Here is a 13,513-nt window from a genome sequence, read left to right on the forward strand (position 1 = left end):
GGCCGAAAGGGCATGGCCCGCCTACGAACCCCCACTCGCAGGAACGCGCCCATGACCCAGCTCGACACTCTGAAAAAGCACGCCAAGCAGCTCGTCCGCTGGCGCCGCGACGGCCAGCACACGGTCGCCGAGCGTCTGCGCAAGGGCCTGCCCCGCTTCGCCAACCTGACCGACGCCGAGATCCTGGCCGCCGATTTCACCTTGGCCCAGGCCCAGGAGATCATCGCCCGCGAGAACGGATTCGACACCTGGGCCGCCTTGAAGGCCTCTCATCAAGAGGCCTCGGACGCGCCGAAGTGGACCACGCCCGCGCCCCTGTTGGGCGCCAACACCTCCACCGTCTTCGTCGCTGACATGGCCGCCGCCATCGCCTTCTACGTCGAGGTCCTGGGGTTCCGGGTGGCCTACCTCTACGGCGAGCCGCCCTTCTACGGGATGGTGGTCCGCGACGGCGCCCGCATCCAGGTGCGCTATGTCCGCGAGCCGGTGTTTGTCGGCGATATCCGCGAACGTGAAGACCTCCATTCCGCCAGCATCGACGTCGACAACCCCAAGGCCCTCTATCTGGAGTTCAAGGCCGCCGGCGCGCCCTTCCACCAGGCGTTTCGCAAGGAGACCTGGGGTTCACAGGGGTTCGTGGTGAAGGACCCGGACGGAAACCTCATCGCCTTCGGCGGCCTGCGCTGACTTGCATTTCCTGCCGAGGCCCGCGATGCAGGGCCATGGCTGATCCCAAACCCATGGTGCTTGTCGTCGCCGCCGCCCTGATCGACAGCGACGGGCGCGTGCTGATCGCCCAGCGGCCGCCGGGCAAGCAACTCGCTGGCCTGTGGGAATTTCCCGGCGGCAAGCTGGAACCGGGGGAGACGCCGGAGGCATGCCTGATCCGCGAGCTGGAGGAGGAACTTGGCATTGTTGTCACCAACGCCTGCCTGGCCCCCTTCGTGTTCGCCAGCCACGGTTACGAAACCTTTCACCTGATGATGCCACTCTACCTGTGCCGTCGGTGGGACGGCGTGGTCACGGCCAGGGAGCACGCGGCGCTCACATGGGTGAAGCCCTCAAAGCTCGGCGACTATCCGATGCCGCCGGCCGATGCGCCGCTGGTGGCCTGGCTGCGCGATCTTATCTGACCGGCTTCCTGCGCGATGAGCGCGGCGCCACCATGGTGGAGTACGCGATCCTGATCGGTGTGTTGTCGATGGGCGTGGTCACGGTGTTCAGCCTTGCCCAGACCACCCTGTTCGAGGCCGTGAACAACGGCGCGGCTGCCATCGAGGCCGCGATCAACTAGCATCGTCCCTATGGACGCTTGGCTTTCAGACTTCATCGCCGCCGAAGGCTTGCCGGCCGACTTCGCCGACAGCGCAAGGGCGATCTGTGGTCCGCTCGCCGACCGTATCGCCGCCAGGACGCGGGCGCCGGGTTTCATCGTGGGCGTCTGCGGAACCCAGGCCAGCGGCAAGTCGACCCTGACCGCCGTCCTGCGCGCGATGCTGGAGGCGCGCGGTCTGGCGGTGGCGTCACTCTCCCTCGACGACCTGTACCTGACCCATGCCGAGCGCGAGACCCTGGGCCGGGAGGTCCATCCCCTGCTGGTGACCCGGGGCGTGCCCGGGACCCATGACGTGGCGCTGGGGGTGAGGATCCTCGACGGGCTTGGCCGGCCGGGCGAAACCCTGCTGCCGGCTTTCGACAAGGCCGCCGATGACCGCAAGCCCGAAGGCGTCCCGGTGGCGGGTCCGGTGGACGTGATCCTGTTTGAGGGGTGGTGCGTTGGTGCGGTTGCGCAGGCCGATGTCGCCGCGCCGGTCAACGCCCTGGAGCGCGACCTGGACCCCGACGGCCGCTGGCGGACCTTCGTCAACGCCGCCCTGGCCGGTCCGTATCAAGACCTCTTCGCCCGAATTGACCTGTTGGTGCTGTTGCAGGCGCCGAGCTTCGAGGTGGTCCTGGCCTGGCGCCGCGAGCAGGAGGCCAAGCTTCGCTCTCGACTGGCCCACGAGGGGGGTGACCTCAAGCGCGCCATGACCGACGATCAGGTGGCCGATTTCATCGCCCACTACGAACGTCTCACCCGACACATCCTGGCCGAGATGCCGGGCCGGGCCGATGTGGTGGTGGTGCTCGACGAGCAGCGGCGGCCGAAGGCCTAGCCCTCGTCGGTCTTCCCCTCTGCGGTCGCCACGCGGGCGGCGTGGCGGGCCTTCATCCTCTCCATATCCTCGCCTCGGCGCTCCTCCATGATCCGCCGCCACTTGGCCCGCAGCACGGCGGGGCGTTCGGGGTAGCGGTCCTCCAGGAACTCGGCGCCCGTCACCCGGTCGGCGCGGAACGAGCGGAAGTCCTGGCGCATCTCGCACCAGGCCATCAGCATTCGGACGGTGTCGTGATAGCCGATGGTCACCGGCCAGATCACCCGCTGGCTGTCGCGGCCCTGCTCGTCCTTGTAGTGGATGGCGATCTTGCGGCCGGCATGTATCTGCGCGCGGACCTGGGCCATGTCGATGGCGTCCGGATGGATCTTCCAGGACTGGGCGGCGCCGAGGGACGGGGCGTCGATATAGGGCCGCAGACGTTCGGGGATGGCGGCGCTGATCTTGGCGATCAGGTCCTGGGCGGCCATGGCCAGCGCCGGATCACCGCGGTTGGCCACCCACTGGGCGCCTAGCACCGCGGCCTCGATCTCGTCGGGGGTCAGCATCAGCGGCGGCAGGTCATAGCCCTGGTCCAGCACGTAGCCGATACCGGCCTCGCCCCGCACCGGCACCCGCTGGGCCATCAGGTCGGCGACGTCGCGATAGACGGTGCGCTTCGACGTCTCCAGCTCCTCAGCCAGGGCGTCGGCGGTCACCGGCCGCCGCGAGCGGCGCAGAATCTGGATGATCTGGAAGAGGCGGTCGGCGCGTCTCATTCAGCCAACAAGCTCCACTGCTGCTGCCACCATGTTGGCAGCAGGATGGCAATAGAACCGGGATCAACGCAACCGGAGAAACGCCATGACCAAGCTCATCACCCTCTATGCCTGCGGCGAAGGCTTCGGCCTGCCGGAGGTCAGCCCCTATGTGACCAAGAGCGAGATCCACCTGCAGATGGCGGGCGTGGCCTATGTGAAGGTTCAGGGCTGGCGCGAGGACTCCCCCAAGGGCCAGTTGCCCTACATCGAGGACGCCAGCGAGAAGATCGCCGACTCCACCTTCATCCGCGGCCACATCGAGGCCCGCTACGGCGTCGATCTGGACGCTGGTCTCGACACCGTGCAGCGCGCCCAGGCCTGGGCCATCGAGCGGATGTGCGAGAACCACCTGGCCTGGACGTCCGGCTATTTCCGCTTCCTGCTGCCGGAGAACTTCGACAAGGGCCCGGCCCACTGGTTCGACACCGCCCCGGAAACCGCCCGGCCGGTGCTGAAGGCGCAACTGCTGGAGGCGGTCTCGGCCAATATCCGCGCGGTCGGCGTTGGTCGCCATTCGGAACAAGAAATCCTGGCGCTCGCCGCCCGCTCCTTGATGGCGCTCGACGCCCTGCTCGGCGACAAGGCCTTCATGATGGGGGATGAGCCCACCAGCGTGGACGCCTTTGTCTTCGCCACCCTGGCCGGGATGCTGACGCCCTTCTTCGACTCGCCCCTGCGCCGCCGCGCCGAGCGGTTCCCGCGCCTGGTTTGTTACACGAGCCGGATGATGGCCCGCTTCTATCCGGACTTCGCGTGGGCGGCGGAGCACGAGGCGATCGCGGCGTGATCTAGCTCCTCCCCCAGCGCGCTAGCGCGATGTGGGGGAGGTGGACCGCAGCGCAGCAGCGGGACGGAGGGGGATCGACGTCGTCGACACCTAGCTCAGCAAAACGATAGTCAAGGTCCCCCTCAGGCGCTTCGCGCCAGCTCCCCCAGAAGGGGAGCATCTTGAGCCCGCAGGCCATCCCAGCTTCGGCGAGGGCTGAGATCTAGTCCTCGTCCCTCGGCAGCGGCTGCTCGACGGTCCCCAGGGCGTCGGCCAGCCGCATCTTGGCGCTGCCGGGCTTCAGCGGCTTTTGCTGGCTGGCGTCTGGCGTCCAGCCGGTGAGGGTCAGAATCTCGAAGGTGGCGGGCACCCGGCCGTCCGGTTCGGCGAACCGCTCGACATAGAGCTCCAGGGCGCGCGCCAGGACGGTCTTGGTGAGCGCCCGGGGGTGACGGTCGGCCAGGACGCTGGTCTCGCCCATGGCCCGCAGGTCGGCCAGCAACTTGATGGGGTGGGAGTAGCGTACCGTCACCCTGTCGACGTCGGCCACCGGCAGGGCGAACCCGGACCTCTGCAGCAGGCCCGCCGCATCATAGGCGTCAGCGAAGGGGGAGATGCGGCTGGCCGCGCCCCCGGTCAGCTCGATCTCCGCCGAGAGCAGGGAGGCGCGCAGCTCGGTCAGGGTCGCGCCGCCGAACATCGAGCCGATGAACAGGCCGTCCGGCTTCAGCGCCCGGCGGATCTGGATCAGCGCGCCCACCACATCGTTGGTCCAGTGCAGGGCCAGGGTCGAGACCACCAGATCGAGCGACCCGAAGGCGAAGGGCAGGCGCTCCTCGTCGGCCACGATCCGGGGGCTGTCGCGGCCGGCCAGCATGGCCGGTGCGAGGTCGGCTTCCACCAGCAGCCCCACGCGGCTCGCCGCATCGCTCTGGGCGAGGGCGTCGCGGAAGGCGCCATTGCGGGCCCCGAGGTCGACGGCGCGCGGAAACTCCCGCAGGATCGCCTCCAGGCGCACCACGGCGTCCTCCGCCGCGCGGCGCTTGAGGAAGTCGGCGTTTCCGTAGCCCGGCGCGGCGCGGGTCAGGCGGGCGCGCAACTGGGCGCGGTCGAAGAGCAGGGGCGGGGCGGACATGAGCCTGCAAGATGGCCTGTCGGAGGCCTGGTGGAAACCAGGGCCGCGCATGAAATCCGCCGCGCGCACCGCCCTGGACCTCTTATTCCCGCCCCAGTCCCTGGATGACGGGCCGCGGCCGCTGGCCACCGGCCTCACCGCCACGGGCTGGAGCCAGATCCGTTTCCTCGACGATCCGGTCTGCGACGGCTGCGGGACGCCCTTTGAATATCCGCTGGGGGAGGGGGTCCGATGCGCCGCTTGTATGGCCAAGCCCCGCGCCTTCTCCCGCGCGCGGGCCGCCTGCCTCTATGACGACGCCTCGCGCGGGCCGATCCTGCAGCTCAAGCACACCGACCGCACCGACCTCGCCCCGCTGTTCGCCCGCTGGATCAGCCGCTCGGCTCGCGACCTGCTGGCCGACGCCCACGCGATCGCGCCGGTCCCGCTGCATCCGACCCGCCTGCTGGGACGCCGCTACAACCAGGCCGCCGAGATCGCCCGGCCGCTCAGCCGGCTGTCGGGCGTCCTCTACCTGCCCGACGCCCTGATCCGGGTGCGGGCCACCGACAGCCAGGGCGGCAAGTCCGGCTCCGGGCGGCGCCGGAATGTGGCGGCGGCATTCTCCGTGCCCGCCTCCCGCGCGAAACAGGTGGCGGGACGGCGAATCCTGCTGATTGATGACGTCCTGACCACCGGGGCCACCCTCGAAGGCTGCGCGCGCGCCCTGCTCAAGGCCGGCGCCACCTGCGTCGACGTGGCGGTGGTGGCCAGGGTGAAAGAAGCGGCGAACACCACCATATGAGATCCTTCAACCTCTTTCGGCGTTAGTTGAGACATGACCCAAGTCACCATCTACACCAAGCCGTTCTGCCCCTACTGCGTCCGCGCCATCTCCCTGCTGGAGAAGAAGGGCGTCGAATTCACCGAGATCGAGGCCGCCTTCGATCCGGAGAAGCGCCAGGAAATGATGCAGCGGTCGAACGGCCGCGCAACCTTCCCGCAGATCTTCATCGGCGATGAGCACATCGGCGGCTGCGACGACATCATGGCCCTGGACCGCGACGGCAAGCTGGACCCCCTGCTGGCGGCTTGAGCCTTGCCAAGCCGGGCGGGGCGGGCTTGTAGATAGCCATGACCTTGCGCGTCGGACTGATCCAGACCCGGACCCCCGCCAGCCATGCCGCGGCGCTTGAGCACCTGACGCCGCTGGTGCGCGAGGCCGCCGCCCGGGGCGCGACTTTCATCGCCACGCCTGAGGCCAGCAACATCCTGCAGAAGGACAAGTCCACCCTGCTGCCGCAGCTGAAGCTGCTGGCGGAAGACCCCGTCGTTCTGGGGATGCAGGCCCTGGCCAGGGAGCTCGGCGTCTGGCTGCTGATCGGCTCGGCCCTGGTGTTGCGGGAGGATGGCAAGGCCGCCAACCGCGCCGCGCTCATCTCGCCCGCCGGCGAGATCACCGCCACCTACGACAAGCTGCACATGTTCGACGTCGACCTGCCCACCGGCGAGAGCGCGCGGGAGAGCGAGACCTATGAGCCCGGCGATCGCGCCGTCACGGCCCTGGCCGGCGACACCCCGCTGGGCCTGACCATCTGCTACGACATGCGCTTCCCGGCGGTCTATCGGGCCCTGGCGCTGGCCGGCGCCCAGGTCATGCTGGTCCCGGCCGCCTTTACCCGGCCCACAGGCGCGGCGCACTGGGAGATCCTGCTGCGCGCCCGGGCCATCGAGACCGGCAGCTTCGTTCTGGCGCCCGCCCAGGGCGGCTTCCATGAGGACCGCCGCGGCACCTGGGGCCACACCCTCGCCATCGCCCCCTGGGGTGAGATCATCGGCGAACTGGCCCACGACGAGCCCGGCGTCCTGGTGGTGGATCTCGATCTCGCCGCCGTCGCCAAGGCGCGCGCGGCGATCCCGGCCCTGGCCAATGCTCGCGCCTTCACGGCGCCGGCGGCGCTCGCATGATCCGCTACGCGCTCGCCTGCGACCACGCCCATGAGTTCGAGGGCTGGTTCGGCTCGTCCGAGGACTACGACGCCCAGTCGCAAGCCGGGCAGATCGGCTGCCCCACCTGTGGCTCCACGGCGGTGACCAAGCAGATCATGGCGCCCATGGTGGCGGGCACGAAGCGCAACACCCCCGACATGACGCCGGCCGCCCGCGAGGTGATGATGCAGGTCCGTCAGCACGTGGAAGACAACTTCGACTATGTCGGCGAGGACTTCGCCGCCGAGGCCCGCGCCATCCACGCGGGCACGTCGGAGAACCGCGGCATCTACGGCGAAGCCACCCCCGCCGAGGTTCGCGAGCTGGCCGACGAGGGGGTCGAGATCGCCCCCCTTCCGCCGGCGCCGGTGAAGAAGGCGTCGCTGAACTAGCCATCGTCCGAATTCGTTGGTCGGCGAGTCCGGACGCGCCTAGACTTGACCAATCGTTGGTCAGTGAATTCCTTGGCGTCAGCGACTGAGAGCCCTGCGCTCCCGCCTCATTGTCGCGGGATCACCATGCAGACCTTCACCTTCCACCTTTGCCAGGCCGACGGCGCCGCCAGTTCCTTCGAGGCCTTCGCCCTCAGAGGCGATCGCGAGGCGGTCACCCGTTCTGAGGCGATGCTGGCCCAGCATCCCACCTGCGCCTATGTCGTGGTGCGGGCGGGCGACCGGATCCTGCACACCGAGCGTCGCTGCGCCGACTACAGGCCGAGTATTGCGTTTTCGCGGGGCGCGCCCCTGGGGACCGCTGCGGGCGTCTGCGACCTGTGCGAGGAGCGCACCGCCGTCGATCATGTCTGCTCGGTCGCTTTCCTGCCGCCGGTGGCGAACGACTAGGCGGCGCGGGTCGCGCTCGCCTCTGAAGCAGTTGGCGAACAGGCCGCAAATCTCAGCCAGATTCCTTGCCGCCAATATCCTTGCTGTTAGGCTCCCGCCGAAAAGTTGCTTGGGGCCTTCCACCATGATCCGCACCGTTCTCGCCGCCGCGCTCGGCGTCGCAGCTCTTTCCGCCTCCGCCGCCCAGGCCCAGACGCGGCCCGACCAGGTCGCCTTCCGGGCGCTCTACAAGGAGCTGGTGGAGACCAACACCACGCTGTCGGTGGGCAGCTGCACCGCCGCCGCGGAGAAGATGGGCGCGCACCTGAAGGCGGCCGGATACGCCGACAAGGACGTCCAGGTGCTGGTCCCCGCCGAACGGCCCAAGGACGGCGCCCTGGTGGCGACCCTGGCCGGGACGGACGCCAAGGCCAAGCCGATCATGCTGCTGGCCCACCTCGACGTGGTGGAGGCCAACCGCGCCGACTGGGAGCGCGACCCCTTCACCCTGATCGAGGAGGGCGGCTACTTCTACGCCCGGGGCGCCAGCGACGATAAGGCGATGGCCTCGGTCTTCACCGACTCGATGATCCGCTACAGGACCGAGGGCTTCAAACCTCGCCGGAGCCTGCGCCTGGTGCTGACCTGCGGCGAGGAGACCTCCGACACCTTCGACGGGGTCGAGTGGCTGTTGAAGAACCACCGCCCGCTGATGGAGGCGGAATTCGCGCTGAACGAGGGCGCCGGCGGGCGGCTGGACGCGCAGGGCAATCGGCAGTTCCTGGGCATCCAGGCCGGGGAGAAGGTCTATCAGGACTTCACCCTGGTCACGACCAATCCGGGCGGTCACTCCTCGCGGCCGTCCAAGGACAACGCCATCTATCACCTGGCCGCCGCCATCGACCGGCTGGCCGCCTATGACTTCCCCATCAAGCTGAACGAGGCGACGAAGAACCACTTCGAGAAGATGTCGGTGATCGAGGGCGGCGCCTCGGGCGCGGCCATGGCCGCCGTGGCCAAGGACCCCACCGACGCCGCGGCCGTGGCCGAGGTGATCAAGGACGCCAGCCGCAACTCCATGATGCGCACCACCTGCGTGGCCACCATGGTCAATGCCGGCCATGCGCCGAACGCCCTGCCGCAAAGAGCCGAGGCCAATGTCAACTGCCGTATCCTGCCGGGCGAGAGCCTGGAGTCGGTGAAGGCAGAGTTGATCAAGGTGTTCGCCGACGACAAGATCGCCGTCAGCCTGGTGGGCGTGCCCAGCCCGGTCTCGCCGCCGCCGCCGCTCACCAAGGCCATCCTCGGCCCCATCGAGCAGGTGTCCAAGCAGATGTGGCCGGGCGTGCCCCTCGTGCCCGCCATGTCCACCGGCGCCACCGACAGCCGCTTCACCAATGCGGCGGGTATCCCTAGCTACGGCCTCTCGGGCATGTTCGGCGACCCCGACGGCGGCGGGGCTCACGGTCTGAACGAACGGATCCGCGCGCGCTCGCTGTATGAGGGCCGCGACTTCCTCCACTCGGTGGTCAAGCTCTATGCGAACCAGAAGTAGGCGGCGCGCCGCGCCGCCTCTTTCCGTCCTTGGGGAAAACTGGCATCTCTTCTGCCAATAGTTTCTGGAGGACGTGATGGCGGCGAAGATTGGGGCGACCCTGGCGGACTCCACGCCCTATTGGCCGCCGCAGCCGACGCCGCCGAAGGGCGCGCCCAACATCCTGGTGGTGCTGTTCGACGATGTCGGGTTCTCCGACTTCGGCTGCTACGGCTCGCCCATCAAGACCCCGACCATCGACGCCCTGGCCGCCGAGGGCCTGCGCTATACCGGCTTCCACACCACGGCCATGTGCTCGACCACGCGGGCGGCCCTGCTGACCGGGCGCAACCACCACTCGGTGGGGATGGGGTGCCTGTCGAACTTCGATAGCGGCTTCCCCGGCTATCGCGGCAAGATCGCCCGCGAGGCCGGCACCCTGCCGGAGATGCTCAAGCCCCACGGCTACTCGACCTACATGGTGGGCAAGTGGCACGCGACGCCGCTGACCGAGACCGGCCCCTCGGGCCCCTTCGACGGCTGGCCCTTGGGCCGCGGCTTTGACCGCTTCTACGGCTTCATGGACGCCGAGACCGACCAGTTCGCGCCCGAGCTCGTGCGCGACAACACCCCCATCGAGCAGCCCACCAGCTATGCGCAGGGCTACCACCTCACCGCCGACCTGGTGGACCAGTCGATCCGCTTCATCGCCGACCATCAGGCCGACGCGCCCGACAAGCCCTGGCTGCTGTGGCTGGCGCCCGCCGCCTGCCACGCCCCGCACCAGGCGCCGCAGGACATCATCAGGAGCTACGATCCGGTCTTCCAGCACGGCTGGGACGTGGAGCGCGAGCAGCGCCTCGCCCGCCAGAAGGCCATGGGCGTCGTGCCTGCCGATACGGTGATGCCCGATCGCAACGACGGCATCCGCCCCTGGGACAACTGCCTGCCCGAGGACAAGCGGGTCTTCACCCGCCTGCAGAGCGCCTTCGCCGGCATGCTCGACCATGCCGACCGGCACCTGGCCCGGCTGGTGGCCTTCCTGGAAGAGGCTGGGATCAAGGACGACACCCTGATCGTCGTCATGTCCGACAACGGCGCCAGCCAGGAAGGCGGGCCCCTGGGCATGGTCAACGCCATGGGCCCCTATAATCTGAAGTTCGAGCCCATGGCCGAGAAGCTGGCGCGGCTGGATGACATCGGCGGCCCCGACAGCCATTCCAACTTCCCGCAGGGCTGGGCCATGGCCTCCAACACGCCGCTGCGTCGCTACAAGCAGAACACACACGGCGGTGGCATCCGCGATCCCCTGGTGATCAGCTGGAAGAACGGCCTGGCGGCGCGCGGCGAGCTGCGCACCCAGTTCGCCCACGTCAGCGACTTCACCCCGACCCTGCTGGACATCCTGGGGATCGAGCCGCCGGCGGTGATCGCGGGCGTCCAGCAGATGCCGCTGGAGGGGGTCAGCTTCGCCGCCTCGCTCAAGGACCCGACGGCGCCCAGCAAGAGCCAGTCCCAGCACTTCGAGATGTTCGGCCACCGCGGCCTCTGGAGGGACGGATGGAAGGCCGTGGCCTTCCATCCGCCGGGCACGGCCTTCGACACCGATGTCTGGGAGCTCTACCACCTGGACGCCGACTTCTCGGAGACCAGGGACCTCGCCGCCGCCGAGCCGGAGAAGCTGGCCGCCCTGGTGGCCGAGTGGTGGAAGGCGGCCGAGACCTACAAGGTTCTGCCCCTGGACGACCGCTTCGGCCCGCGCTTCGCCGAGAACGCCCTGCGCTATCACGGCGCTCGCAAGCGCTTCGTCTTCCACCCCGGCATGGGCCACCTGCCGGCCGACGTCGCGCCGGACGTGCGCAGCCGCTCCTACATCATCGAGGCCGAGGCGATCATTCCGGCGGGCGGCGCGGAGGGGGTGCTGCTCGCCCACGGCGACGCCACCTGCGGGTACAGCTTCTATGTTCAGGACGGGCGGCTGCATCACACCCTCAACGTCGGCGGGGCCCTGGCCACGGTCAGTTCCGCGGGCCCTATACCGCCGGGGCTGCACAAGCTGGCCCTGCGCTGCCGCCAGGCCTCGGACGGCCGAACCTTCACCCTGGCCGTCGACGGCCGCGTGGTGGGGGAGGTGAAGACCCATATCGGCTTCGCCACCTTCATCTCCTGGTCTGGCCTGGATATCGGCCGCGACCGGGGCAGCCCCGTCGCCCCCTATGCCGCCCCCTTCACCTTCACCGGCAAGCTGCGCCGGGTGATCGTCACCATGGACGCCGACCAGGCCCTGGACGGCGACCTGCTGGGCGAGGCGGAGATGGCGCGGCAGTAGCCTATGTCCCCACGGCTTGGGCCGCGGCGTAGAGCATGTCGGCGACCGCCTGCGGGCTGGCCGGCGCGGCGCCCGCCAGCCAGGTACTCAGCAGCCCCATCTGTCCCCCAGCCAGTTGCGCCGCCAGCAGGGCGGGGTTCTGGACCTCAGGTCGCGTCCGCAGCCGCGCCTCGATGAGGCCCGCCAGGGTCTTGGCCAGCAGAGGCCGGGTCGGGCCGACGAACAGGACGTTGCCCACGCGCCGGTTCTCCCAGAAGTGCTCCACCACCGCCAGCAAGCGCGCGTCGTCGTGCTGCGGCCCGAGCATGTCAGCCAGCACCCCGAAGGGCGACGACAGGCCGGCCCTCAGGAGCTCATCCTTGCCCTCGTAGTGTTCGTAGAAGGTCGAGCGCCCGACCCCGGCGCGGGCGATGATGTCGGCCACCTTGAGCTGGTCGTAGCGACGCTCCAGCACCAGTTCGACGAAGGCGTCGAAGAGGGCGGCCTTGGTGCGCTGGACCGGCCGACTGCCTGCGAGATCCACCAAGACCACCTCCGGCCCGGACAATGGGCGCGCGGTGTCCGGAAACCAGACAAACCTCTCACCGTGTCCGGCGCGGGCGGGCCGGACTGCCGTTAGAGGTTAGGGCCAGGGCGGGGCGACGCAAGGCCCCGCCGATCCCGATGGAGCCCGCCCATGACCGCTGAACCCGCCCGCCGAAACCCTCACAGCCACATGTGGTTGATGGGTGTGATCGGCGTCGCCGCCGGCTTGGCCTTCATGATCTTCGTCCCGAGGCTGACGGTGGTGTCGAAGTCCCTGCTGTTGTTCGCCGGGTTCCACATCGTGGGTGGGGTGGTCCTGCTGAGCACCCTCTATGTCGCCGGCTTGAGAGATCAGGTTCGCCGGCTTGGCGGCGGCGCGCGCTCGGTGCTGAAATACGACTTCGGCTGGGGACCAGGCTGGATGAACGGCCTGGCCATCGCCGCCCTCATCGCCCTGGCCACGGCGATTGTCCTGCAATTGACCCATCCCGGCGCCTGGCCTCTGGCCTTCGGCCTGGTGGCGATGTCTGGTCTGCTTCTGGTGGGCAATGTTGTGATGCGCAGCTTCCGCCGGACCGACCACGTGATCCTGCCCATGGTGGACCTGTTGTCGAGCGACCACGACCTGGTGCTCGACGCCGGTTGCGGCAGCGGGCGGACGACTATCGCGCTCGCGCGCATCCTGACGTCGGGCAGGGTCGTGGGCCTCGACCGTTTTGACGCAGGCTACATCGACGGCGGCGGCCGCGCCCTGCTGGACAACAATCTCAAGCTCGCCGGCCTCGCGGGCAAGGTCCAGGTCGAGACCGGCGACCTGACCGACATGGCCTTCGCCGACAACCACTTCGACGCCGCCGTCAGCACCCACGTCTACGACCATCTTGGGCGTCAGAAGCTGAAGGCGCTTGCCGAGACCCGCCGTGTGCTGAAGCCTGGCGGCCGGTTCCTGATGGCGGTCTGGGTTCCGAGCCTGACCATGTTCGCGGTGGCCAATGTCCTGTCCCTGTTCCTCACCACCAAGGCGCAGTGGAGGGACTTGGCGGAGCGGGCGGGGTTCCGGGTCCTGGACGAGGGGATGTTCAACCACGCCTGGTTCGTGCTGCTCGAGAAGCCGGTCAGCTAGGCTGCGGGGTTGCCATCGGGGGCGGGGCGCATGATCTAGGGGCGCGCTCTGGAGCCCGCTGTCATGGCCTACGACTACCTCGACCGGCTCGCCACCCCCAGCGTCCAGGCGGCCCAGACCGCCAATGGCGCGCGGAAGATCTGGGAGCGGTTCGAGGGCGAGCGGGTCTCGGACAGGTTCACCGAGAACGAGGCGGCCTTCATCGGCGAGCGCGACAGCTTCTACCTGGCCAGCGTGTCCGAGAGCGGCTGGCCCTATGTGCAGCATCGCGGGGGTCCGCCGGGCTTCCTGCGGGTTCTCGACGAGACCACCCTGGGCTTCGCCGACTATCGCGGGAACCGCCAGTATATCAGCCT

At 69.0% G+C, this 13,513-nt stretch carries 17 protein-coding genes; 14 read left to right on the forward strand and 3 right to left on the reverse strand.

Features of this window, described 5'->3' with window-relative positions; all coding sequences use genetic code 11:
- Positions 1 to 51 precede the first annotated feature (51 nt).
- The 4 genes from AAC997_RS06250 to AAC997_RS06265 are packed head-to-tail and all read left to right on the forward strand — an operon-like array spanning position 52 to position 2,156.
- Positions 52 to 687, forward strand: coding sequence for a VOC family protein (locus AAC997_RS06250; RefSeq protein ID WP_340644827.1), 636 nt, complete (start codon positions 52 to 54; stop codon positions 685 to 687).
- Positions 688 to 722: 35 nt separating this feature from the next.
- Entirely contained in the window at positions 723 to 1,133 is a 411-nt protein-coding gene (locus AAC997_RS06255) for a (deoxy)nucleoside triphosphate pyrophosphohydrolase (RefSeq protein ID WP_340644828.1), read from the forward strand.
- Between the two features lie 32 nt (positions 1,134 to 1,165).
- The gene (locus tag AAC997_RS06260) at positions 1,166 to 1,294 is read left to right on the forward strand and encodes a hypothetical protein (protein ID WP_340644829.1); all 129 of its coding nucleotides are present in this window, start codon (positions 1,166 to 1,168) and stop codon (positions 1,292 to 1,294) included.
- A gap of 10 nt (positions 1,295 to 1,304) precedes the next feature.
- Positions 1,305 to 2,156: a kinase gene (locus AAC997_RS06265; RefSeq protein ID WP_340644830.1), complete on the forward strand. Its 852-nt coding sequence runs from the start codon at positions 1,305 to 1,307 to the stop codon at positions 2,154 to 2,156.
- Here AAC997_RS06265 and AAC997_RS06270 read toward each other — a convergent pair.
- Positions 2,153 to 2,914, reverse strand: coding sequence for a YafY family protein (locus AAC997_RS06270; protein WP_340644831.1), 762 nt, complete (start codon positions 2,912 to 2,914; stop codon positions 2,153 to 2,155). The two genes, AAC997_RS06265 and AAC997_RS06270, sit on opposite strands and share 4 nt — an antisense overlap.
- A gap of 85 nt (positions 2,915 to 2,999) precedes the next feature.
- Here AAC997_RS06270 and AAC997_RS06275 point away from each other — a divergent pair, with 85 nt between their 5' ends.
- Positions 3,000 to 3,743 carry a glutathione S-transferase family protein gene (locus AAC997_RS06275; RefSeq protein ID WP_340644832.1) on the forward strand — a complete coding sequence of 248 codons (744 nt, stop codon included), beginning with the start codon at positions 3,000 to 3,002 and terminating at the stop codon, positions 3,741 to 3,743.
- Between the two features lie 202 nt (positions 3,744 to 3,945).
- Here the strand turns inward: AAC997_RS06275 and AAC997_RS06280 are convergent, their stop codons facing one another.
- A complete protein-coding gene (locus AAC997_RS06280) occupies positions 3,946 to 4,857 on the reverse strand; it encodes a methyltransferase domain-containing protein (protein ID WP_340644833.1) in 912 nt (303 codons plus the stop codon).
- Between AAC997_RS06280 and AAC997_RS06285 the strand changes: the two genes are divergently transcribed.
- From AAC997_RS06285 to AAC997_RS06315, 7 genes are all read left to right on the forward strand, one after another.
- Entirely contained in the window at positions 4,856 to 5,641 is a 786-nt protein-coding gene (locus AAC997_RS06285) for a ComF family protein (RefSeq protein WP_340644834.1), read from the forward strand. The two genes, AAC997_RS06280 and AAC997_RS06285, sit on opposite strands and share 2 nt — an antisense overlap.
- A 33-nt stretch (positions 5,642 to 5,674) precedes the next feature.
- Positions 5,675 to 5,932 carry a glutaredoxin 3 gene (gene grxC, locus AAC997_RS06290; protein ID WP_340644835.1) on the forward strand — a complete coding sequence of 86 codons (258 nt, stop codon included), beginning with the start codon at positions 5,675 to 5,677 and terminating at the stop codon, positions 5,930 to 5,932.
- A gap of 38 nt (positions 5,933 to 5,970) precedes the next feature.
- Positions 5,971 to 6,804 carry a carbon-nitrogen hydrolase family protein gene (locus tag AAC997_RS06295; protein ID WP_340644836.1) on the forward strand — a complete coding sequence of 278 codons (834 nt, stop codon included), beginning with the start codon at positions 5,971 to 5,973 and terminating at the stop codon, positions 6,802 to 6,804.
- On the forward strand, positions 6,801 to 7,217 hold the full coding sequence (locus AAC997_RS06300) for a DUF1178 family protein (protein WP_340644837.1): 417 nt from the start codon (positions 6,801 to 6,803) through the stop codon (positions 7,215 to 7,217). Before AAC997_RS06295 ends, AAC997_RS06300 begins: the two co-directional genes overlap by 4 nt.
- A 126-nt stretch (positions 7,218 to 7,343) precedes the next feature.
- Positions 7,344 to 7,667 (forward strand): hypothetical protein, encoded by a 324-nt coding sequence (locus AAC997_RS06305; protein WP_340644838.1) that lies wholly within the window; start codon positions 7,344 to 7,346, stop codon positions 7,665 to 7,667.
- Between the two features lie 124 nt (positions 7,668 to 7,791).
- Positions 7,792 to 9,201: a M20/M25/M40 family metallo-hydrolase gene (locus AAC997_RS06310; protein WP_340644839.1), complete on the forward strand. Its 1,410-nt coding sequence runs from the start codon at positions 7,792 to 7,794 to the stop codon at positions 9,199 to 9,201.
- A 76-nt stretch (positions 9,202 to 9,277) separates the two neighbouring features.
- Positions 9,278 to 11,509, forward strand: coding sequence for an arylsulfatase (locus tag AAC997_RS06315; protein WP_340644840.1), 2,232 nt, complete (start codon positions 9,278 to 9,280; stop codon positions 11,507 to 11,509).
- Position 11,510: 1 nt separating this feature from the next.
- Here AAC997_RS06315 and AAC997_RS06320 read toward each other — a convergent pair whose 3' ends face one another.
- On the reverse strand, positions 11,511 to 12,032 hold the full coding sequence (locus AAC997_RS06320; RefSeq protein ID WP_340644841.1) for a TetR/AcrR family transcriptional regulator: 522 nt from the start codon (positions 12,030 to 12,032) through the stop codon (positions 11,511 to 11,513).
- Between the two features lie 153 nt (positions 12,033 to 12,185).
- Between AAC997_RS06320 and AAC997_RS06325 the strand changes: the two genes are divergently transcribed.
- A complete protein-coding gene (locus AAC997_RS06325) occupies positions 12,186 to 13,157 on the forward strand; it encodes a methyltransferase domain-containing protein (RefSeq protein ID WP_340644842.1) in 972 nt (323 codons plus the stop codon).
- Between the two features lie 63 nt (positions 13,158 to 13,220).
- Positions 13,221 to 13,513, forward strand: a 293-nt coding sequence (locus AAC997_RS06330; RefSeq protein WP_340644843.1) for a pyridoxamine 5'-phosphate oxidase family protein, incomplete at its 3' end; no start/stop codon positions are given.

Origin of the sequence: Phenylobacterium sp., assembly GCF_037968635.1 — a bacterium.
Classification (GTDB): Bacteria; Pseudomonadota; Alphaproteobacteria; order Caulobacterales; family Caulobacteraceae; genus Phenylobacterium.